The following is a 22,311-nucleotide window of genomic DNA, read 5'->3' on the forward strand; positions in this document are numbered from 1 at the left end:
AGAGAAAAAATTAGAGTTGATATTATTTTCCTAATTTTTATCTCTATTTTTTATTGTACATAATATAATGATAAAATTTATTCTAGGTTAAATTGTTGTAAATATAACTAAAAATATTGGTAATACTTGATTTAAGTTTAAAAAGAATATATTATAATATAGAATGTGTAAAATTTTTTTGAGAGGTGTTAGAATGCTAGTAGTAGAAAATGTGAGTCATGGATTTGGTGCAAGAACAATATTAGAAAATGTATCTTTTAGACTTAGAAAAGGTGAACATATTGCACTAGTTGGCGCTAATGGAGAAGGAAAATCGAGTTTTTTAAATATAATAACAAAGAAGCTTATGCCAGATGCTGGAAATATAAAATGGTCTTCAAGAGCTACAGTAGGTTATTTAGACCAACACACGGTATTAAGTAAGGGTAAAACTATAAGGGAAGTGCTTAGAGAAGCTTTTAAGCATATGTTTGACTTAGAGCAAGAAATGATTGCTATGTATGATAAAATGGGAGAAGCTAGTGATGATGAAATGAATAAGCTTCTTGAAGAAACAGCAGAAATACAAACTATACTTGAAAATAGTGGTTTTTATATGATAGATGCAAAGATACAAGAAGTTGCAAATGGTCTTGGTCTTGGAGAAATTGGTCTTGATAAAGATGTAACTGACTTAAGTGGAGGGCAAAGAACAAAGGTACTTCTTACTAAACTTCTACTTGAAAATCCAACTATTCTTATATTGGACGAGCCTACAAACTATTTAGATGAAGAACATATAACGTGGCTTACTAAGTATCTTCAAGAGTATGAGAATAGCTTTGTATTAGTTTCTCATGATATTGATTTTATAAACAATACTTGTAATGTAATATATCATATGGAAAATGGAGAGTTAAATAGATATAAAGGAAACTATGATGAATTTGTAAGACTTAATGATATAAAGAAACGTCAAGAAGAACAAGCCTATGATAAGCAAGTTGAAGAAAGAAAAAGACTAGAGGATTTTGTAGCTAGAAATAAAGCTAGAGTAGCAACTAGAGGAATGGCTAACAGTAGACAAAAGCAACTTGATAAGATGGAAATATTGGAAAGACCAAAAGAAAAAATAAAGCCTACTTTTGCTTTTAAAGACGCTAGAGTAGCAAGTAAAATAATTTTTGAAACAGAAAATTTAGTGTTAGGATATGATGAAGCATTGACAAAACCACTCAATTTCCACTTAGAAAGAGGAAAGAAGATTGCTTTAAAAGGAATGAATGGTATTGGAAAATCTACTTTATTAAAAACTTTACTTGGAATAATAAAACCATTTGAAGGAAATGTTAAGTTAGGTGACTATTTGGAAGTTGGATATTTTGAACAAGAGAGTTCAAGAGAAAATAGTAATACACCTATGGATGAAATTTGGAGTGAATTTCCAGGGCTTACAAACTTTGAAGTTAGACAGGCTCTTGCAAAATGTGGACTTACAAATGAGCATATAACTAGTCAAATGAGAGTGTTAAGTGGTGGAGAAGCTGCTAAGGTTAGACTTTGTAAAGTAATGCTAAAAAATATAAATTTCTTAGTATTAGATGAGCCTACAAATCACTTGGACGTTGAGGCAAAAGATGAATTGAAGAAGGCTATCAAAGACTTTAAGGGAACAGTTCTTTTGGTATGCCATGAGCCAGAATTTTATTCAGAAATTGTTGATGATGTATGGAATATAGAAGATTTTACAACTAAAATCGTGTAGTAATTTAACTTATTACTGGAGGGATTTCATGAAAAAGTTTCTAAATATACTTTTTTCAGTTTGTATTAGTATTGTTATAATAGTAGGTGTTATTAATTTTACTGTTGGATTTAAACAACTTTATTATTTTGACATTGATTATTTAAGTATATCAGAGTTATCTGGTTTATCTAAAGATGATATAAAATTAAACTACGATTATCTAATTGATTATAATTTAAGTAAGAATGTGTCTGAGTTCAAGTTACCAACATTAAAATCTTCTCCAGAAGGGAAGATACATTTTGAAGAAGTTAGGAATATATTTCAAAATATCAATAAATTAGCTAAATTATTAATGGTAGTTTCTTTAGTAGGAATTGTACTAAGTGTAAAGAATAAAAATATAAAAATCTTGAAAACTACATCAATAACACTTATAATTATGCCATTATTATTGGCAGTTCCAATTTTATTGAATTTTGAAAAGTCGTTTATTATTTTTCATAAGTTATTATTTAGAAACGATTATTGGATATTTGACCCTAATTTAGACCCAGTTATAAGTATGTTGCCAGAGGAATTCTTCTTTCACTCAGGAATGATGATTTTAATATTAGTTTTGTTAGCAAGTATATTACTTTTTGTAATGTATAAATTATGTAAATCGTTCAAAATAAGATAATAAAAATAAATTAGATTAAAAATTATACAATAAAAATAGCTATGTAACAATATTTAGACTAAAAGTAGTTAATAAATATTTACGCATAGCTATTTCTAATGAAAAATCACTTTTTACTAGTGATTTTAACTAAATCTTGAAATTTTCCCATAATATAATTATAATTATTTTTTTTATGAGGTAGCATGCAACTACTGCAATCTTTGATACCTTTATCTGTATACTTGAAATTTCCACCACAGTTTTCTCCTAAAGCATACAAAGGACAGTAGCAAAATAAACAATTAAATTCTTCTGGTTTATTAGTTTTATGACAAGGGAAAAATTCACAATCTTTGTGATTAAAAAACTTATAATTTTCGCCCATATTTTCCTCCTAAATTAAATAAAATTTAAATCTTTTATAACTATATAAGATTTTGGTGATAATATAATTATACTAAATATTTTTGTGAATAGTTGATAATATAGTATTATTAATCATAGTATTAATGGTATAATTAGTCAATAGAAAAATAATGTAAAAATAATGTAAAAATAATGTAAGTGTATTTTGCAATTAGAATATGCTTTATAACAAAAAATGAGGTGATTATAGTGAAAGAAATTCAAGAAAAAGCACTTCTTGTAGGTTTGAATTTGACGACAATGGTGAAAAAAAGTGATGATATAAACACTAGTGAATCTATGGAAGAATTAAAAGAATTAACAAAAGCTGCAGGAGCAGAGGTTGTAGGTAGCTTAATTCAAAATAAACATTCTATAGATGCAGCTTATTATATAGGAAAAGGTAAGGTAGAAGAAATAAGAGCATATAGTGACTCTTTAGATGCTACTTTAGTAATTTTTAATGATGAACTATCTGGTGCTCAAATCAGAAATATAGAGAATGTTGTTGGAAGAAAAGTAATAGATAGAACTACCTTGATTTTAGATATATTTGCTCAAAGGGCACTTAGTAAAGAAGGTAAATTACAAGTTGAATTAGCACAATTAAAGTACAGATTACCACGACTTTATGGAATGGGTGGTGAGATGAGTAGAACGGGTGCAGGGATTGGTACTAGAGGTCCTGGAGAACAAAAACTAGAAATAGATAAAAGACATATACTTAATAAAGCAGCAGATATAAGACGTGAACTTAGAGAAGTAAAAAAGAATAGAGAGACACAGAGAGTTAAGCGTTTAAAGTCAAATATACCGATTGTAGCACTTGTTGGGTATACAAATGCAGGAAAATCTACCTTGCTAAACGAATTAATAAAGACACACAAGGATTATGAGCAAGAAAAAGAAGTTTTTGTAAAAGATATGCTTTTTGCAACTTTAGATGTAACCTTAAGAAAGGCTCTTTTGCCAAATAAAAAAGAATTTTTAGTAGTAGATACTGTTGGATTTGTAAGTAAACTTCCCCATGATTTAGTAGAAGCGTTTAAAGCAACATTGGAAGAAGTACAGTATGCAGATTTAATCTTACATGTAATTGATGCGACAAATACTAGTTATGAATTGCAAAAAAGTACTACTGAAGGTGTATTAAAAGAACTTGGTGTAAATGATAAAAAACATATACTTGTATATAATAAAGTGGACAAGCTAGAATTGGATATATATCCTAAAAGTCAAGAAGATATTGTGTATATTTCTGCAAAACAAGGCATAAATATGGATAAGCTATTAAATATGATAGAAATTGCTTTAATGGAAAATACTTATTCAGTAAGCTTGATGTTACCTTATGAGAGAGGTGATATATTTAGTAGAATAAAAGATAAATATAATGTGGAGAATTTTGAGTATGGGGAAAATGGTATAACACTAGATGTAAACTTAGATGAAGAAGATTTTAATATCTATAGAGGGTACATACTAGAAAAATAGGTTGAATATGGATATAAATTGGAAAAATATAGATAATCTCGAAGATTATTTTATAACCTATCTTCTTTATAAAGAATCTAAAACAGTATCTCAAATTAGTAAAATTAGAAATATTTCAAGTACTGAAGCAAGTGAGCAACTTATACAAGCAAAATTAAAAATAAAGGAAATGCAAAAAGATGATTTTGAAGCATCTAAGGATATTTTAGATAAATTTTTAGAATTAGATAAAATTAAGAGACTTGATTTTATGGATAGCTTAGATGACGAAAAAATGGTATACTTTAAGAGAAAGGTTTTCAAAAGAATCCTTGTGGAAAAAAATGCTGAAGATTTAATTGTTTTAATTTGGGCGACAGGTGAGCTAAAAGATGATAGATTCTTGAAATTGCTTCATCAGCTCACAAACCACAGACACTCAGATATTAGAAGAATAACTTATTCAGCAATCAGAAAGATTGAATCACCGAGTAGTAGAGAAGTACTGCAAAAAGGTCTCTACGATAAAAATGCACAAACTAGACAGTATTGTGCAAAAGCTCTTTCAAAATTGGGAGATAAAAACAGTTTAAAGATTTTACAGCAGTTGAAAGACAAGAATAAGAATTTTGAAAAAGAATATGTACTTAGAGCTTATGATGAAGCCATTAAGTCATTAGAAAATGCAAAAAATTTGAAAAAGTAATTTTTTATTAAAGCAATTTGTTTACTTAGAGATGTATTTCTAGAGTTTAACAAGGTAATAAATAAATTAATGGGAGGGGTTTCAAATGATAGTAAGACGTTGTGCAGGTGGAGTAGTGTTTTATGCTAATAAAGTACTTATTGTAAAAAATGATAGAGGTGAATGGACACTTCCAAAAGGAAAGATACTTGGAGGAGGACTTCCATATGAGAGTGCTGTTCAAAGAGTTAAAGTAGAGACTGGTATAGATGCTAAAATGATAGATGTGGCTGGCGATACTATGTATGAATTTTTCTCAAGAAGTAGACAACAAGAAGTTTGTAATGCAATAATGTGGTATGTTATGGAGGCTTGTAACACTGATTGTGTACTTGCTCCTGAATTCCAAGAAGGTGGATTTTATAAAGTAAAGGATGCTTTAGAAATGTTGTCACATCATAAAGAACAAGCTTTAGTAGAAGTATCTTATAAAAAGTTTAAGGAATTAAAGAAATTAGTTTCAGAGGGCGATGATGTTCCAGCAAATTAATTGTGAGTCTAGAGAATTCTGAGGAAGGGATAAGCCCCTTCCTTTTTTAATTAAAGTTATCTTAAATATGAATTTTATAATCTCTATAGATTATGATTTATTAATCTTTATAGATTATTAAACTTATATCTAAAATAAGTGCTTTATACCTAAAATAAAAATTAAAAAGTATGCAATTTTATTATATAATTGTTTTATGATGTTGATTAAATAAACACTAAAAATTATATTTATGTTTTAGTAGAATAATTTTTATAAATAAATGTATATATTAGCGAAGGATTAAAATGGGAGGAATTATAATGAGCAATTACAGGACATTACATGAATTTGGAACGGATGAAATAACGATTGAAAAGTCTGTTTTTATTGGATATGCTAGTCCTATAAAGAGTGAAGAGGAAGCATTAGAATTTATAAATGAAATAAAGAAAAAGCATAAAGATGCAACGCACAATGTGTGGGCTTATACAGTAGGACAAAATATGAATATACAAAGATACAGTGACGATGGAGAGCCACAAGGAACAGCGGGGATACCTACATTAGAGGTTATAAAAAAAGAAGATTTGAGAGATGTAGTAGTTGTTGTTACTAGGTATTTTGGAGGCACAAAATTAGGTGCAGGTGGTTTAGTTAGAGCTTATACAAAAGGTGCTAAGCTGGGACTTGAAGCAGGTAAGATAATTTATAAGGTAATGTATCAAGAAGTTAAGATTAAGATAGACTATACTCAACTTGGAAAAGTACAAAATGAGTTAATGAATTTAGGGTATTTTATAAAAGATACTGTATATGAGGATAATGTTGAGATAGTAGTATATTCAAGATTAGAAGATGTAGAGAAATTATCAGAAAAAATGATTGATATAACAAGTGGAACAGGCAAAATAGTTTTGGGGGAGGAATTTTATTTGTCTGAACAAAATGGAGAAATTTTACTGTAATTTATAAGGTTATTAGAATAGTCAATGCCTCCTTAAATAACTAATTAGTATTTTTGAATGAAAAGCCATTAAATTGTTTTAATCTAAATCAATTTAATGGCTTTTTATCAGATTTTGCACAGAATCCTTTTTTTACTTCAAATAAACCAACTAAAAGTAAAAATACCCCAAATATTTTTTTTAATATATCTGAAGACAGATAATTAGCTAATAGTGAACCAAACACAGCTCCTAAAACCCCAAACACAGCTATAGGTATGACCAATTTAAAAACTACATTTTTATTTTTTATATGTATAGCAAGTGCTATAAGTGTCATAGGGATAGATGAAAGTAAATTTACACTTTGTGCTATTTTAGTATCTATACCAGCAAGCAAAACGAGTGCAGGTATAAGGATTGTTCCTCCACCCATTCCCATTCCTCCAATAATTCCTGCAAAAAATCCAATTAGAGCAAATAACATTAAAACACCATCCTTAATGCTGCAATTATCATGATTATTCCAAAAGAAATTCTAAGAAACTTTCCAGTAACCTTATTTAGTAACTTAGCTCCTATAATACCACCAAGAATACTTCCAACTGCAACTTTAATTGTTAAATTAACATCATAAGTACCTTTAGATACATATAAAACAGAACTTGCTGTCGTTAAGAAAACTATTATAGAAAGAGCAGTTGCATGAGATTTATGTTCTTCTATCTTAACAATGTCATTTAATATTGGAACTAAAAGAGTACCTCCTCCAGAACCAAACACCCCATTTATAAATCCTGTAAAAACACCAATTATTGTATTTTTTAAGTTAAAATTAAAATATTTTTTCTTTAAATCATCAGTTTTTTTCATAAAAATCACCTTCTGAAATAGTTTTACCAAAATAGGCAAATTATATTTATATAAAATAAGATTAAATATAATCTTTAATGTTTGTTTGATTTTGCATAAAAAAAACATATTAAAACAACATATTAATATATGGTATAATATATTAAAACAAAGTAGCAAATTTGAGAGGAGGTTATCTTTAGTTAATAAAAACATAGATAAATATAGTTATTTATAGTAAGATACAGCCAAAAGGTGATTATATGAAAAATAATAACTATAAACCAAAAGAGTTTGCAGAGTTAATTAATATTTCAGTCAGAACTCTGCAACGTTGGGATGTTGAAGGGAAATTAAAGACTTTTAGAACTCCAACAGATAGAAGATATTACACTTATGAACAATATTTAGAATATAAAGGAATACATAAAGAACAAGTAAATAGAAAAACTGTTATTTATACAAGAGTTTCAACTTCTAATCAAAAAGATAATTTGAAAAATCAAGTGGAGTTTCTTAGACAATATGCAAATGCTAAAGGAATAATAGTAGATGAAGTTACCTAGGATTGTGGAAGTGGACTAAATTATAATCGTAAAAAGTGGAATAAACTAATTGATAGTTGTATGACTAATGAGATAAATACGATTATTGTAACTCATAAAGATAGATTCATTTGATTTGGATATGAGTGGTTTGAGAGCTTTTTAGGTAAATTCAATGTAGATATTATAGTTGTAAATAATGAAAGTCTTTCACCAAAAGAAGAATTAATTCAAGATATAATATCAATACTTCATACTTTTAGTTGTCGCATATATGGATTAAGAAAATACAAGAAAAAGATTAGAGAGGATGAAGAAGTTGAAAAGAGCATACAGAATAGAAATTAATCCTACTACTGAACAAAAATCTAAAATACATCAAACGATTGGTGTTAGTAGATTTATATATAACTTCTATATTGCTCACAATAAAGAAGTTTATGAGAGTAAAGGTAAATTTATAAGCGGTATGGATTTTTCTAAATGGTTAAATAATGAATATATTCCTAATAATCAAGATATGAAATGGATTAAAGATGTATCTTCTAAGGCTACAAAACAAGCTATTATGAATGGAGATAAAGCTTTTAAAGATTTCTTTAAAAAAACTAAAGGTTTTCCTAAGTTCAAGAAAAAGAAAAATCAAGATGTTAAAGCATATTTTCCAAAGAATAACAAAACTGATTGGACTATTGAAAGGCATAGGGTCAAAATACCTACTCTTGGTTGGGTAAGACTAAAAGAATTTGGATATATACCAATAAATTCAATAGTTAAAAGTGGTACAGTAAGTCAAAAATCTGATAGATACTATGTATCTATATTAGTTGAGGAAGATAATATTCAAGTATCTAAATGTACTAATGAAGGAATAGGTATTGACTTAGGAATTAAAGATTTTGCAATATGCTCAAATGGAAGCAAATTTAAAAATATAAATAAGACTTCGACTGTCAAAAAAGTTGAAAAGAAATTAAAAAGAGAACAAAGAAAACTTTCAAGAAAATATGAGAGTTTAAAAGTAAGAAATAAAAATATAAAAGAAGGAGTAGCTACTCGTCAAAATATCCAAAAACAGGTAGTCAAAGTACAAAAAATTCATCAAAGATTAGCTAATATAAGAACTGATTATATTAATAAGACAGTATTTCAGGTAATAGAGCAAAAGCCAAGCTATATAACCATTGAAGATTTAAATGTTAGTGGAATGATGAAAAATAAGCATTTATCAAAGGCAATATCAAGTCAAAAGTTCTTTGAATTTAGAACCAAACTAACTGCTAAATGCAAACAAAATAATATAGAACTTAGAGTAGTTGACAGATGGTATCCATCATCAAAGACTTGTAGCCAATGTGGAGAGATTAATAAAGATTTAAAACTTAAAGATAGAGTGTACAAATGTGAATGTGGATTATCTATTGATAGAGATTTAAATGCAAGTATTAATCTTAAAAATGCTAAAAAATATAAGATAGCTACTTATATATGTACGGAGGGCTAACTTCGGAATTTAAGCCTTTGGAGAACTATACCAAATCGTAGTAGCTTAGGCAAGGCGAGGTTCAATGAAGAAGGAAAAATCTCGATATGGATATATTTGACCATATTTTGAGTAGCAGATAACAATGTCAAATATAAAAATACAAATAGACAAAACTGTAGAATGGCTTGTAAATAAGGTTAATGAGGCAAATGCAAAAGGATTAATTGTTGGTGTATCTGGAGGAATTGATTCAGCAGTAGTTGCTAATTTAATTAAAAGGGCATTTCCAGAAAACTCTATGGGAGTTATAATGAGCATAAAAAGTAATCCTCAAGATAGAGAAGATGCACTTAAGGTTATAGAGGGATGTGATATAGAATATCTTGATTTAGACCTTATAGAACCACAAAGTGCTATATTAGACATGGTAGTAGGAAATTTAAAAGATAAACATTTATATAGAGAAGAATATTTAAAGATGACAGATGCAAATTTAAGGGCAAGAGTAAGAATGAGTACTATTTATACAATTGCTAACAATCTAGGATATCTAGTTGTTGGTACAGATAATGCTGCAGAAATACACACAGGATATTTTACTAAATTTGGTGATGGTGGAGTTGATATTTTACCAATTGCAAATTTAACTAAAGGAGAAGTGTATAAATGGGCAAAAGAACTTGGTGTTCATGAAGATTTAATAAATAAAGCTCCTTCAGCAGGTCTTTGGGAAGGTCAAACAGATGAAGATGAAATGGGAACTACTTACAATATGATAGATGCTGTGTTAGAAGGTAGATTAGATGAAGTTCCTAAAAGAGACCAAGAGATAATTGAAAGACTTCATAGATTAAGCGAACACAAGAGAAAAACGCCTGCACAACCTCCTAAGTTCTAATTTACTATTTATAAGATTTGTGATAAAATTTACAAGTGATGAAAATTAGAATAATTAATTGTACGTATTAAGGAGTGGAAATATGGGACGTATAGGTAATATAATTAATAGAAAAGGTAAACAAGATGCTCAAAGAGCAAAGATATTTACTAAACATGCTAGAGCAATAGCCGTTGCAGCTAAAGAAGGTGGAGCAGACCCAGAGTACAATGCAGCGTTAAAAACAGCTATAGAAAAAGCTAAGGCAGACAATATGCCAAATGATAATATAGATAGAGCTATCGCTAAAGGTGCTGGAGCAGGTGCTGGAGAGGACTATGAAACTATAGTTTATGAAGGCTATGGTCCTGGTGGAGTTGCTGTTATAGTAGAAACTTTAACTGACAACAAAAACAGAACTGCTGGTAATGTAAGATATTACTTTGATAAAAACGGAGGAAACTTGGGAACTACTGGATGTGTGTCTTTTATGTTTGATAAAAAAGGACAAATATTAGTTGGTTTGGGAGATGGAGTTTCAGAAGAAGAATTGATGGATGTTGCATTAGAAGCAGGAGCTGAAGATTTTATAACAGAAGAAGATGGCTATGAAATAATAACTACACCAGAAGATTTTTCTGGTGTTCGTGATGAGTTGAAAGCTAAAGGATATGAGTTTATATCTGCTGATGTTAAGATGATACCTCAAACTACAACTGTATTGACTGAAGAATCTCATTTAAAAATGATGAATAAATTGGTTGATATGCTTGAAGAAGATGATGATGTTCAAGATATATATCATAACTGGGAAGTAGAATAGATATTATAAGCATATTGAAATTTATAATTATTACATAAATTTTTAAATGTGATAAATTTTATAAAATAGGAAATTACTAAAATGAATATATGCACCTCTAACCTATATTTGCATAACAATATGTAAACATAGGTCAGAGGTGTTTTTGTGCTTATAGATTAAGACAATTTAAAATAAGTTTTGAGCAGGGCTTGATTGCCTATAAATAATTGATGGATATACCACTTGTTGTTGAATACCATTTATACGACCAGTTATTGTATCAATAATCATCCTAAGACTACGTTCTGCTGTCTCTTCCATTTTCAAATCTATGACTGTCAAAGGAGGAATACTTCTTGCCATTAGTCGTGAAGGTCCATTACTTGCCGCAAATATTTGAACATCCTCTCCAATTACAATTCCCGATTCATGAAATGCATTCATCATACCAAGAGCTACCAAATCATGATTACAGAAAATTACTTTTTTTAGTGAATTTTTTGCAAGCATTTTTTGAGCAATATCATATCCACTATCTATTTTATTAGAACAATAATATATAGAATCTGATAGATGTATTCCATGTTCTTTGCATGTTTTTAAAAAAGATTTGCCTCTTAAAGTCATGCATGTAAAGGAAGTTGGATTGAATACAACAGCAATATCATTTTTACCATTCTGAATAGCATGTAAAGCTGCTATACGACCAGTTTCTTCATTATCAATAGATACACTTGAAAAACCAGGTATTTCACGATTTACAACAACCACAGGAATTTTAGGTTTATTTTTTAGTAGATATTCTATATCATTAGCATTTATGCCTGTTAAAACAATTCCATCATAATAATTATTTGAAAAAAGATATTCATCATCACATAGATGACCAACTTTGTAAGGTCGTATTATGATATTTATATTTAAATGTTCTAAAGAAACTATATGGTTTATTGCTTGAAGTATATTAGTTGATGCCAACTCAAATCCCTCATCCTGCCAATAAAATGCTATTTGAATATTGTTATGTTTAATAGGAGTAGAGCGTTTATATCCAAGCTTATCAGCTGAATTTAATACAAGTTCTTGTGTCTGTAGTGGAATTCTACGTTCATTTCCTTTACCACTTAAGACGTACGAGACAGTTGCTGAAGAAAGACCACAGTCTTTTGCAATATCTTTGATTGTTGCCATGATAAAATCCTCCTTAAATAGTTGCTTAAATTTGCTTATATCAATAATCTTAACATATATTCAACCAAAGAACAATATTCTACAAGGTGTATATTTTACAGGATTAGAATAGAGAAATTAAAAAAACTCCTTACTTTATGTTGACATAATTTAGTTAGAAGAATTATAATATGCTTAAATAAGCTTATTATTAACTTAATTTAAGTAAAGTTAAGCAGGAACATACAATGCTAGCTTGTTATGTGACTGTAAAAGGGGGAAAAGAAATGTGTAAGATAAATATATTTGAAGTTGGTCCTAGAGATGGATTTCAAAACCTGAAAGAGTTTTTAGAAACTGATAAAAAACTTAAGATTATTGATGGTCTTATTGCTTCAGGGATTAGACAGCTTGAAATTAGTTCATTTGTAAGCCCAAAGGCAATACCTCAGATGAAAGATGCAAAAGAAATAGCAACTTACTGTGTAGAAAAATATCCTGATGTGAAACTTTATGCATTAGTTCCAAATTTATATGGTGCTAAAGTCGCATGGGAGTGTGGTATAAGAGATATATCTTATGTTATTTCCTTAAGTGAAACTCACAATAAGAAAAATATAAATAGAACTCATGAAGAATCCATTACTGAACTTAAAAAAATAATAGATTTCTATCCTGAAATGAATATATGTGTTGGAATAGCCACAGTATTTGGATGCCCTTTTGAAGGCATACCAAAAATAGAGGATGCGGTGGAGTTTAGTAAACGCCTTTGGGAAAACGGTATCAGAGAGATGAATTTGGCAGATACAATAGGTATTGCTGACCCAAAACAAGTTAGAGACACTATTAGTGCATTAGTCGAAGCATTACCAGAATGTAGATGGCAGGTACATATACATGACACTAGAAATATGGGGATGGTTAATACTCTTGTAGCTATTGAGTCTGGTATTAATACTGTTCAGTCTACACTTGGGGGATTAGGAGGGTGTCCTTTTGCTCCTGGAGCATCTGGAAATACTGCAACTGAAGATTTAGTGTACATGCTCGAACGCATGGGATATGATACAGGAGTTGATTTTGTTAAACTCCTTGAATTATCAAAGTATCAGATGAGTTTTGTAAACGGTGTATATAGTGGTCATCATGTAAATATAAAATCTGAGAATTGTAATTATTAGTTCTATTGATTAATTGATTAACAAAATACGTTGATTAGCAAAATAGATTTATTAATAAAAAATATCAATTAATAAAAATACATCAACTAATAAAATAAACAAAGGAATTGAGGGGATTAGTATGGATATTATAGCTTTACTTTTATTTTTAGGAGTTATTATTATTGCATTTGTACGTAAGAATAATGCAGGTATTTTAGCTCTAGCTATTGGTGTTATAGCTGTTAGAGTTTTTGGTATGGATGATAAAGACCTTTATGGAGCTATAAGCAACTCAATGTTTACTACACTTGTTGGTATAACACTGCTCTTTGCAATAGTAAACTCAACAGGAGCATTGAAGCTTGTTGCAGAAAAAATTGTAGCTGTCTCTGGTAAACGTGTTTGGCTTATACCTATAGCAGTTTTTATAGCAGGATTTGTTGTTGCCGGTGTTGGACCTGGAGCAATTCCGGCGCTTGCAATTATTCCAGCAATGGCTGTTCCTGTAGCAATAACTGTTGGTTATAATCCTGTAATGCTTGCACTTATAGGCGAATGTGGATTAATGGCAGGTCGTATGACTACTATTACTCCAGAAGGTCAAATTATAAAAACTGTTGCAGAAGGGGTTGGAATTGAAAATGTTATGCCAACTATTTTAGCATGTCAAACCCTATCAACGATTGTATTTTCAATAGTATTATTCATAATTTTTAAAGGATATAAACTTAAAAAATCTATAAATATTATAGATAGTAAGAATATAGAAAAGTTTAATATAAAGCAAATAATTTCTCTTATAAGTATACTAGTCATGATTGCTTTTATTATATTTTTTGATGTGAATGTTGGACTTGCTGCTTTTTCAGTTTCTGCTATACTTCTTCTTTTCAATATTGCTGAAGATGGAGAATGTATCAAGGCAATTCCATGGAGTACAATAGTAATGGTACTTGGAGTGGGAGCAATGATGACAATTGTGGATGCAGCGGGAGGTATTGACTTGATGAGTAATGCATTATCATCACTAATGAATAGTAAAACAGCTACTCCTATTATGAGTATTTCAGCAGGGCTTATGTCTATGGTAAGTTCTGCCTTAGCAGTAGTGTATCCAACTATGATGCCTATGTGTGTTGATATAGCTAAATCAGTTGGAGGAGTAGACCCACTAGCACTTATTGCAGCAGTTGGTGTAGGAGGTTCTCTTGCTGGTGTAAGTCCGCTTTCTACTGGTGGCGCGTTAATTTTAGCAGCTATGGGGTCAAGTAAGAAAGATTTTAATAAAGAAGAACAAAATAAGGTGTTTGTTCAACTGTTCATTATGAGTGTAGTTGGATTATTGGTTATTGCAGTAGTATCAGTTTTATTCTTTAATGGAATAGCACGTATTATGAATTAATTTCGATAATCGAAGAATTTGTTATTAAAATTAACTTTTAATATTGAGTAATAGAATATAAATTGGAGGTATAGTTATGAAAAAGGGAGCATTAGGTAATATAAAAGTACTTGACCTTACTAGAGTCCTTGCAGGTCCATATTGTACAATGATGTTGGCAGATTTTGGTGCTGATGTTATAAAAATAGAGATGCCAAGAAAAGGTGATGATACAAGAGGTTTTGGACCTTTTGTAAATGGAGAGAGCCTATACTATGCAAATATAAATAGAAATAAAAAAGGTATAACTCTAAACCTTAAGTCAGAAGAAGGTAAAAATATATTTTTAGAAATGGTAAAACAAGCTGATGTTGTAGTAGAAAATTATAGACCAGGTGTTATGGAAAAGCTAGGGCTGGGTTATGATGAATTAGCCAAAATTAACAATCAAATAGTTTATGGAGCTGTGTCAGGGTTTGGATGTTATGGACCATATGCAGAACGTCCAGGTTATGATATTATTGCACAGGCAATGGGTGGTCTTATGAGTATAACAGGTACAGAAGGAGGAGAGCCAACGAGAGTAGGTAATGCTATGGGGGATGTATTAGGTGGAATGAATTTAACTATTGGTATACTTGCAGCACTTAATGCTAGAAAGATAATAGGAAAAGGACAAAGAGTAGATATTTCCCTCGTTGATTCTGTTGTATCATCTCTCGAAACTGGTATACAGAGATACTTTGATTCAGGTCAGCCTGAACTTATGGGTAATAGATATGCTTCTGCTTATCCTTATGACTCTTTTAAAGCAAGTGATGGCAATTTTGTAATAGGTTGTGGTAATGACAAACTTTTTGAAAAGTTATGTAAAAAGGTACTTTTTAGAGAAGACCTTTTAACAGATGAGAGATTTAAAACAAATCTTAATCGTTGTGAACATCACAAGGCTCTTAAAACAGAAATAGAAAAATGGTCTGTTAATCATACAATAAAAGAAGCAGTTGACTTAATATCAAAGGCAGGTGTTCCAGCTGCCCCTATTTATAATCTTAGCTGTGTAACAACAGATGAACATATTGCAAAAGCAAGGGAAATGATTGTAGATATGAGACACCCTATTATAGGAGATATGAGAGTCAATGGAAATCCAGTTAAGTTAATGACAACAAAAGCTCAAATTAATGTACCAGCACCATCTTTAGGAGAAAATAATGAGGAGATTTATAGCAGTTGGCTTGGTTTTGATAGTGATAAAATAAATGATTTAAAAGAAAATGGAGTTATTTAATTTTAGAGAAAAAGTATAAATATAATATTGTTAATTTATCTATGAATACACGTGGAGATTTCAGAATAATATCAAAAAAGATTAAATAAATATTGTAAATCAATCTAAAATTATTAGTAGCATTTGAGATAGGAAAAGCTATTTAGACATTGAGTCTTTGTGGTTTTTCCTATTTTCATTAAAAAATTTATGATATTAGAAGAAATACATAAATTTATTAAATTAAAGTATTAATAACTTAAATTAATAAACATAAACTGTCTATAAGTGAATAAGTGCTCAGTTGTTACTAAACAATAACTTTTACTCCAGAAAATAAACTATCTATATATTGAATAAGGACTCCTTTATTAGAGTGCAAATAAGCTTATGGAGATGCCAACTAAAATATTTTAATGAAAGTATCAAAAATGAGACTGTATTCTCAAAAGTGATACTGTGTTTTTTAAGTATTTTCTCAAAAATGAGACAAAAATATTGCTTTATAGATTTTATTGGATAAAAATTCTTTAGTAAATTGTAATTTAATCAATTCTAAAGTTAAAAATTATTAAAAATACAGTGAAATTTATGTATATTTCGTTTATTTTACCCCAAAAAGATAACTTTTTAATAAAAATAAAGGAATTCAATATGAGTTGGCGTAGAACTTGCTACTATATGTTAACAAGAAATGTAGAAAAAATAACAATGTATAATGGGGGGAATATGATGGAATCTGTAGTGGAAAGTTTGAGAAATCTTAATGTGGAAGTTAAGGACAAAGTCTGTATTATTACTATAAATAGACCTAAAGCCTTAAATGCTCTTAATAATGACACCCTTAGAGAATTATCTCAAGTTATTGATGTAGTATCAGAACAGGAGGAAATATTAGGAGTTATTATTACTGGGGAAGGTAAAGTTTTTGTAGCTGGAGCTGACATACGCCAGATGCAAAACTATAAAAGTGAAGAAGGAAGAAAATATGCTGGTTATGCCCAAGGGATTTTTGATAAAATTGAGGCTCTTGAGAAAATAGTAATAGCAGCAGTTAATGGATATGCATTAGGTGGTGGATGTGAACTTGCTATGAGTTGTGACATTAGAATTGCATCAGAGAAGGCTATATTTGGACAACCTGAAGTTAATTTGGGGGTAATTCCATGTTTTGGTGGAACTCAAAGATTATCAAGGCTTGTTGGAACTGGGATAGCCAAAGAATTAATTTTTACAGGAAGACAAGTAAACGCAGAAGAAGCTAAATCTATTGGTCTTATTAATAAAGTTGTTCCAAGTGATGTGCTTTTAGAAGAGGCAATGAAGATGATGAACGAAATAGTTGAAAAAGCACCAATAGCAATAAGATATGCAAAAGTTGTTATCAATAAGGGAATAGATATGGATTTAAAAAATGCTCTTGAACTAGAGAAAGATATTGCAGGTTTAACTTTTGCTACAAGAGATAAGCAAGAAGGAATGAATGCATTTATTGAAAAGAGAAAACCGGTTTTTGAAAATAAGTAGCTATTATAACTAAATTGGAACAAATGTAGAACATATTCAAAATCTAAATTTCGTGAAAAATACATATAGTTTTATAGTTTAATTTTAAAAGGAGTTAATTTATGAATACGGGAGTAATTATAAGTTTAGTAGGGATTATCATAGCCCTATCCCTTCTAGTTGTAATGGTTATGAAGGGAGTAAATATTTTTATAATAGCAATTGTATGTTCATTATTAGTTGCTATAACAGGAAATTTAAATGTATATAATGCACTTAAGGTGGATTATATGACAGGATTTGTTGGATTTCTCCAGGCAAATTTCTTTATTTTCCTAACAGGTACATTAATGGGAAAAATAATGGAGATTACTGGTGGAGCAAAATCTATTGCTAAGATGATTGTAAGATGGATTGGGAAGGATAAAGCATTACTTTCTATTCCAATAGCTTGTGGAATATTAGCCTATGGAGGAGTAAGTGTTTTCGTTGTAAGCTTTGCAGTATTTCCAATAGCTTTGGAAATTTTTAAAGAAGCTGATTTGCCACGACGATTTATACCGGCAGCTTTGACTTTTGGATGTTCAACTTTTGCTATGGTTGCACCAGGAGCACCCCAGATTCATAATATTGTTCCAGCTTCAACATTAGGGACAGATATTATGGCTGGAGCAGTAAATGGATTTATATCATGTGCAGTAATGTTTATAGTTGGAAGCACCATTTTATACAAAATGGTTTCAAAGGAAAAGGGCAATGGTGGGCATTTTATAGCACATGAATCAGATATATTTGATGAAGTAGTCTCAACTAATTCTAAGAGAGAAAATGGTCCTAATGGTCTAATTGCTTTAATTCCATTAATAGTATCAATCTTAATAATTAATGTAAAAGTTAATGGACAAGCGATAGTACCTATTGAGGTAGGAGTGTTTATTGGAGCTTTATTAGTATATTTATTGTTAAATAAATATCAAGATAATACTAAAATAGTTGGACATGTTGGTGATGCATGTAAAACTACGGTAGTAGCAATATGTAATACTTGTGCTGTAGTTGCATTTGGTTCAGTTGTAAAATCAGCAGTTGGTTTTGACTTCATAGTTAATGCAATGACTAGCATTCCTGGACCTCCTATTGCAGGAGCTGCAGTTGGGACTACAGTTATTGCAGGTATCTGTGGGTCAGCTTCAGGTGGACTTGGGATTGCGGCTCCACTTCTTGGACCAGTATTTTTAGCTAAGGGTGTTTCTGCTGCTGCATTAACTAGAACTATGGCAATTTCATCAGCAGCATTAGATTCGCTTCCACACAACGGATATATAGTTACTGTAACAAATGGTCTATGTAAAGAATCACATAAGGACGCTTATATGCCAATATTCTGGGTAACTGTTTTGACCCCTATTATTGGAACCGTAGTAGCAGTTCTTCTGTTTACTATGTTCCCAGGGTTACCATAACAGAAAAGACAAAAGTATAGATTATATTTTGATATTATAAAATCAATTTTCAAAGTATGTACAATAAATTTTATGTTTTAATACCATAAATACCATATTTAAAATATCAAGTTGATAGTATAAGGAGGAATTGAAAGTGTTAAATAAGCCATTGGAAGGAGTTAAGGTTATTGACTTAACATATTTTGTAGCAGGTCCAGGAACTTCTAAAATATTAGCTGACTGGGGTGCTGATGTTATTAAGGTAGAGCCAAGCTTTGGAGACCCAGGAAGAAAGACAGGGGCAACAATGACAATGCCAATAGATGATTATAATAATCCTTTTTACAGCACATATAATTCAAATAAAAGAGGTTTGTCTATAAATCTTAAGAGTGAGGCAGGAATTGAAATTATGGATAAGCTTTTAAGTGAAGCAAATGTATTTGTTTCAAGTTATAGAACAGGAGCGTTAAAAAGATTAGGTCTTGACTATGAATCATTAAGCAAAAAGCATCCACATCTTATCTGGGGACAAATAAATGGTTTTGGCGATTTTGGACCTGCTAAGGATAATGCGGGTTTTGATACAGTTGCCTTTTGGGCAAGAAGTGGAGCTATGCTTGATATCGCAGAGAAGGATACAAGTCCAATAAATCCACCTATAGCTTTTGGAGATGCCACAACTTCTTGTAGTTTATCTGGAGGTATATGTGCAGCTTTATACCAGCAAGCTAAGACTGGAAAAGGGCAAAAAGTAATGGCATCTTTATTTGGACAAGCAATATGGAATGCATCATCTTTATTAGCATCTACACAGTTTAGCGATGAGTATCCAAAAACTAGAAAGAATGCTATTTCTCCAGTAATAAACTCTTATCGTTGTAAGGATGGAAAGTGGATATTCTTAAGTATCCTAGAGCATGAAAGATATTTTGAGGCACTTTGCAGATTATTTGGAAGAGAAGACCTAGTAAAAGAAGAGAAATTTGCATCTTCAGTAGAAAGTAAGAAAAATGCTACAGAACTTATTAGTATTTTGGATGGTGAATTTGCAAAATTTACTCAAAATGAGATGGTTGAAAAGCTTACTACTGCGGATATAGCCCATGAAAGAATTCAGCATGTTAAGGATGTAGTAACTGATGAACAGGCTATCGCTAATAACTATATATATGAACATACAAGTAAAAATGGAAATAAGACAATGCTTGCATCCACTCCGGTTAAATTTGGAAATATTGAAGTTAACATGACTTGTGATGCTCCACTTATAGGAGAACATTCAGATGAGATATTGAGAGAACTTGGATACAGTGATTCTGATATAGAGGCTCTAATTGAATCTGGAATTGTAACGATGAATAAAGAAGCATGTGAAATATGTTAATAAACATGTGAAGTATGTCAATAAATAGGAGGGAATTTTATGGATTTTAGATTAACAGAAGCACAATTAATGCTTCAAAGAGTAGCAAAAGAATTTGCAGAGAATGAAATAGCGCCAATAGCTGCTGAAATAGATAGAACAGGTATTTTTCCAAGAGAGCTTTTTAGCAAAATGGCTAAAATAGGATTTAATGGTATTGGAACACCTGTAGAGTATGGCGGTTCTGGTGGAGCAGATATAGAAAAGGTAATTGTTGTTAATGAGGTTGCTAAAAAATGTGCATCATCTGCAGCAATATTATCAATACACACAATATATGCTCAAGCTATTTTGAAATTTGGCACTGAGGAACAAAAGAAAAAATACCTTCCAATAATGGCTGAAGGTGGGTGTGTAGGTGCTTTTGCTTTAACTGAACCTAATGCTGGTTCGGATGCTGCAAGAGCTGCAACAACTGCAATTATTGACGAAGAAACTGATGAATATGTTTTAAATGGAACAAAGTGTTTTATTTCTGGTGGAGGTCAAGCAGAATCATTAATAATATTTGCATTGACAAATCCATCAAAGGGCATAAAGGGAATGTCTGCTATCATTGTTGACAAAGGTACTCCAGGTTTTTCAATAGGAAAAATTGAAGAAAAAATGGGTATCCATGGTTCAGAGACTGTAGAGTTAATATTTGATAACTGTAGAGTTCCAAAGTCTAACCTATTAGGAAAAGAAGGCAAAGGCTTTAATATAGCTATGACTTGTCTAGATGGGGCAAGAATTGGAGTTGGAGCTCAAGCTGTAGGAATTGCTGAAGGGGCTTTAGAAGAAAGTATCAAATATTCTAAAGAAAGAGTTCAGTTTGGCAAGCCAATTTCGGCTTTGCAAGGTATTCAATGGTATATAGCAGATATGGCTACTATGGTGGAATCAGCAAAGTTGTTGGTATATTATGCAGCAGACTTAAAAGCTAGAGGAGAAAAACATACTAAAGAAGCTGCCATGGCAAAATACAATGCGTCACGTACTGCAAGAGAGGTTACAAACCTAGCTCTTCAAATTCATGGAGGATATGGATATATGAAAGACTATCCATTAGAGAGAATGTACAGAGATGCTAAGATAACAGAAATTTACGAAGGTACTTCAGAAATACACAAGGTTGTTATTTCAAGAGCAGTACTAGGATAGGAGGAAGAGCATGAATATAGTTGTTTGCTTAAAGCAAGTTCCAGACACTAATGAAGTTAAAATAAATAAAGAGACAGGTACTCTAATAAGAGATGGAGTAACAAGTATAATCAATCCAGATGATAGAAATGCTTTAGAAGAAGCTTTAAAAATAAAAGATGAAATGGGAGCAGTGATTAAAGTTATAAGCATGGGACCACCTCAAGCTAAAAGTGCTTTAAAAGAAGCCTTGGCAATGGGTGCTGACGAAGCATATTTAATTTCAGATAGAGCTTTTGGTGGTTCAGATACTTGGGCTACATCTACAATTATTGCTGCTGCGATAGAGAAGGTTGGAAAGTATGATGTAATATTCTGTGGAAGACAAGCTATAGATGGAGATACAGCTCAAGTTGGACCAGAGGTTGCAGAATTCTTGGGAGTGCCACAGGTTACCTATGCAAAAGAAGTAAAAGTTCAAGGTGATAAATTACTAGTAACTCGTTATACAGAAACAGGAGATTATTTAATAGAAGCAAAGATGCCAGTTTTACTAACTGCTATAAAAGAGTTGAATAGTCCAAGATATCCAAGTGTCAAAGGAATCTTAGAAGCTTACAATAATGGAGATACCAAAATTACTGTGCTAACACTTGCAGACTTAGCTGTTGATACAACTCAAATTGGATTAAAGGGTTCACCTACAAATGTTTACAAGTCTTTTGTACCAGTTAAAGACAAGCATAATGAAATAATCGAAGGTATAAATAAAAAGGAAAAAGCTGATAAATTAATAGAAATACTATTCGATTTGAAACTAGTATAGGAGTG

Annotated in this window: 21 protein-coding genes and 1 pseudogene; 18 read left to right on the forward strand and 4 right to left on the reverse strand. The window is 30.7% G+C overall.

Annotated features, from left to right (window positions below; translation table 11 throughout):
- The first annotated feature begins 193 nt into the window (after positions 1-193).
- Together JJC02_04060 and JJC02_04065 are read left to right on the forward strand one after the other, a co-directional pair.
- Positions 194-1,744, forward strand: a complete 1,551-nt coding sequence (locus JJC02_04060; GenBank protein ID UDN55364.1) for an ABC-F family ATP-binding cassette domain-containing protein — start codon at positions 194-196, stop codon at positions 1,742-1,744.
- A gap of 28 nt (positions 1,745-1,772) precedes the next feature.
- Positions 1,773-2,408: a TIGR01906 family membrane protein gene (locus tag JJC02_04065; GenBank protein UDN55365.1), complete on the forward strand. Its 636-nt coding sequence runs from the start codon at positions 1,773-1,775 to the stop codon at positions 2,406-2,408.
- 106 nt (positions 2,409-2,514) lie between these two features.
- Here the strand turns inward: JJC02_04065 and JJC02_04070 are convergent, their stop codons facing one another.
- A complete protein-coding gene (locus JJC02_04070) occupies positions 2,515-2,775 on the reverse strand; it encodes a cysteine-rich small domain-containing protein (GenBank protein UDN55366.1) in 261 nt (86 codons plus the stop codon).
- Between the two features lie 230 nt (positions 2,776-3,005).
- On the opposite strand from JJC02_04070, the gene hflX reads away from it, so the two are divergent.
- The 4 genes from hflX to JJC02_04090 all read left to right on the forward strand — a co-directional run bounded on the left by hflX (position 3,006) and on the right by JJC02_04090 (position 6,450).
- Entirely contained in the window at positions 3,006-4,289 is a 1,284-nt protein-coding gene (gene hflX / locus JJC02_04075; GenBank protein UDN55367.1) for a GTPase HflX, read from the forward strand.
- A 7-nt stretch (positions 4,290-4,296) separates the two neighbouring features.
- Positions 4,297-4,974, forward strand: coding sequence for a HEAT repeat domain-containing protein (locus tag JJC02_04080; protein ID UDN55368.1), 678 nt, complete (start codon positions 4,297-4,299; stop codon positions 4,972-4,974).
- 85 nt (positions 4,975-5,059) lie between these two features.
- On the forward strand, positions 5,060-5,503 hold the full coding sequence (locus tag JJC02_04085) for an NUDIX hydrolase (GenBank protein UDN55369.1): 444 nt from the start codon (positions 5,060-5,062) through the stop codon (positions 5,501-5,503).
- Between the two features lie 302 nt (positions 5,504-5,805).
- Positions 5,806-6,450, forward strand: a complete 645-nt coding sequence (locus JJC02_04090) for a YigZ family protein (GenBank protein ID UDN55370.1) — start codon at positions 5,806-5,808, stop codon at positions 6,448-6,450.
- A gap of 88 nt (positions 6,451-6,538) precedes the next feature.
- Here JJC02_04090 and JJC02_04095 read toward each other — a convergent pair whose 3' ends face one another.
- Complete coding sequence (locus JJC02_04095) at positions 6,539-6,916, reverse strand: sulfite exporter TauE/SafE family protein (GenBank protein UDN55371.1); 378 nt, start codon at positions 6,914-6,916, stop codon at positions 6,539-6,541.
- Positions 6,916-7,302: a sulfite exporter TauE/SafE family protein gene (locus JJC02_04100; protein ID UDN55372.1), complete on the reverse strand. Its 387-nt coding sequence runs from the start codon at positions 7,300-7,302 to the stop codon at positions 6,916-6,918. Before JJC02_04100 ends, JJC02_04095 begins: the two co-directional genes overlap by 1 nt.
- A 242-nt stretch (positions 7,303-7,544) precedes the next feature.
- Here JJC02_04100 and JJC02_04105 point away from each other — a divergent pair.
- From JJC02_04105 to JJC02_04120, 4 genes and pseudogenes are all read left to right on the forward strand, one after another.
- A pseudogene (locus tag JJC02_04105) lies at positions 7,545-8,174 on the forward strand (IS607 family transposase).
- On the forward strand, positions 8,146-9,330 hold the full coding sequence (locus tag JJC02_04110) for a transposase (protein UDN56372.1): 1,185 nt from the start codon (positions 8,146-8,148) through the stop codon (positions 9,328-9,330). Before JJC02_04105 ends, JJC02_04110 begins: the two are co-directional and overlap by 29 nt.
- Positions 9,331-9,454: 124 nt before the next feature.
- The gene (gene nadE, locus JJC02_04115) at positions 9,455-10,210 is read left to right on the forward strand and encodes an NAD(+) synthase (GenBank protein UDN55373.1); all 756 of its coding nucleotides are present in this window, start codon (positions 9,455-9,457) and stop codon (positions 10,208-10,210) included.
- 82 nt (positions 10,211-10,292) lie between these two features.
- Entirely contained in the window at positions 10,293-11,012 is a 720-nt protein-coding gene (locus JJC02_04120; protein ID UDN55374.1) for a YebC/PmpR family DNA-binding transcriptional regulator, read from the forward strand.
- A gap of 168 nt (positions 11,013-11,180) precedes the next feature.
- Here JJC02_04120 and JJC02_04125 read toward each other — a convergent pair whose 3' ends face one another.
- The gene (locus tag JJC02_04125; GenBank protein UDN55375.1) at positions 11,181-12,185 is read right to left on the reverse strand and encodes a substrate-binding domain-containing protein; all 1,005 of its coding nucleotides are present in this window, start codon (positions 12,183-12,185) and stop codon (positions 11,181-11,183) included.
- A 266-nt stretch (positions 12,186-12,451) separates the two neighbouring features.
- Here JJC02_04125 and JJC02_04130 point away from each other — a divergent pair, with 266 nt between their 5' ends.
- From JJC02_04130 to JJC02_04165, 8 genes are all read left to right on the forward strand, one after another.
- Positions 12,452-13,348, forward strand: a complete 897-nt coding sequence (locus JJC02_04130; protein UDN55376.1) for a hydroxymethylglutaryl-CoA lyase — start codon at positions 12,452-12,454, stop codon at positions 13,346-13,348.
- Positions 13,349-13,469: 121 nt separating this feature from the next.
- Positions 13,470-14,732: a hypothetical protein gene (locus tag JJC02_04135; GenBank protein ID UDN55377.1), complete on the forward strand. Its 1,263-nt coding sequence runs from the start codon at positions 13,470-13,472 to the stop codon at positions 14,730-14,732.
- Positions 14,733-14,808: 76 nt separating this feature from the next.
- Positions 14,809-16,002, forward strand: a complete 1,194-nt coding sequence (locus JJC02_04140) for a CoA transferase (GenBank protein ID UDN55378.1) — start codon at positions 14,809-14,811, stop codon at positions 16,000-16,002.
- Between the two features lie 711 nt (positions 16,003-16,713).
- Positions 16,714-17,508 carry an enoyl-CoA hydratase/isomerase family protein gene (locus JJC02_04145; protein ID UDN56373.1) on the forward strand — a complete coding sequence of 265 codons (795 nt, stop codon included), beginning with the start codon at positions 16,714-16,716 and terminating at the stop codon, positions 17,506-17,508.
- A gap of 101 nt (positions 17,509-17,609) precedes the next feature.
- Positions 17,610-18,950: a GntP family permease gene (locus JJC02_04150; protein UDN55379.1), complete on the forward strand. Its 1,341-nt coding sequence runs from the start codon at positions 17,610-17,612 to the stop codon at positions 18,948-18,950.
- Between the two features lie 136 nt (positions 18,951-19,086).
- Positions 19,087-20,319 carry a CoA transferase gene (locus JJC02_04155; protein ID UDN55380.1) on the forward strand — a complete coding sequence of 411 codons (1,233 nt, stop codon included), beginning with the start codon at positions 19,087-19,089 and terminating at the stop codon, positions 20,317-20,319.
- Positions 20,320-20,358: 39 nt separating this feature from the next.
- Positions 20,359-21,501 (forward strand): acyl-CoA dehydrogenase family protein, encoded by a 1,143-nt coding sequence (locus tag JJC02_04160; protein ID UDN55381.1) that lies wholly within the window; start codon positions 20,359-20,361, stop codon positions 21,499-21,501.
- 10 nt (positions 21,502-21,511) lie between these two features.
- The gene (locus JJC02_04165; protein ID UDN55382.1) at positions 21,512-22,306 is read left to right on the forward strand and encodes an electron transfer flavoprotein subunit beta/FixA family protein; all 795 of its coding nucleotides are present in this window, start codon (positions 21,512-21,514) and stop codon (positions 22,304-22,306) included.
- Positions 22,307-22,311: the final 5 nt, after the last annotated feature.

The organism is Clostridioides sp. ES-S-0054-01, from assembly GCA_021561035.1.
Classification (GTDB): Bacteria; Bacillota; Clostridia; order Peptostreptococcales; family Peptostreptococcaceae; genus Clostridioides.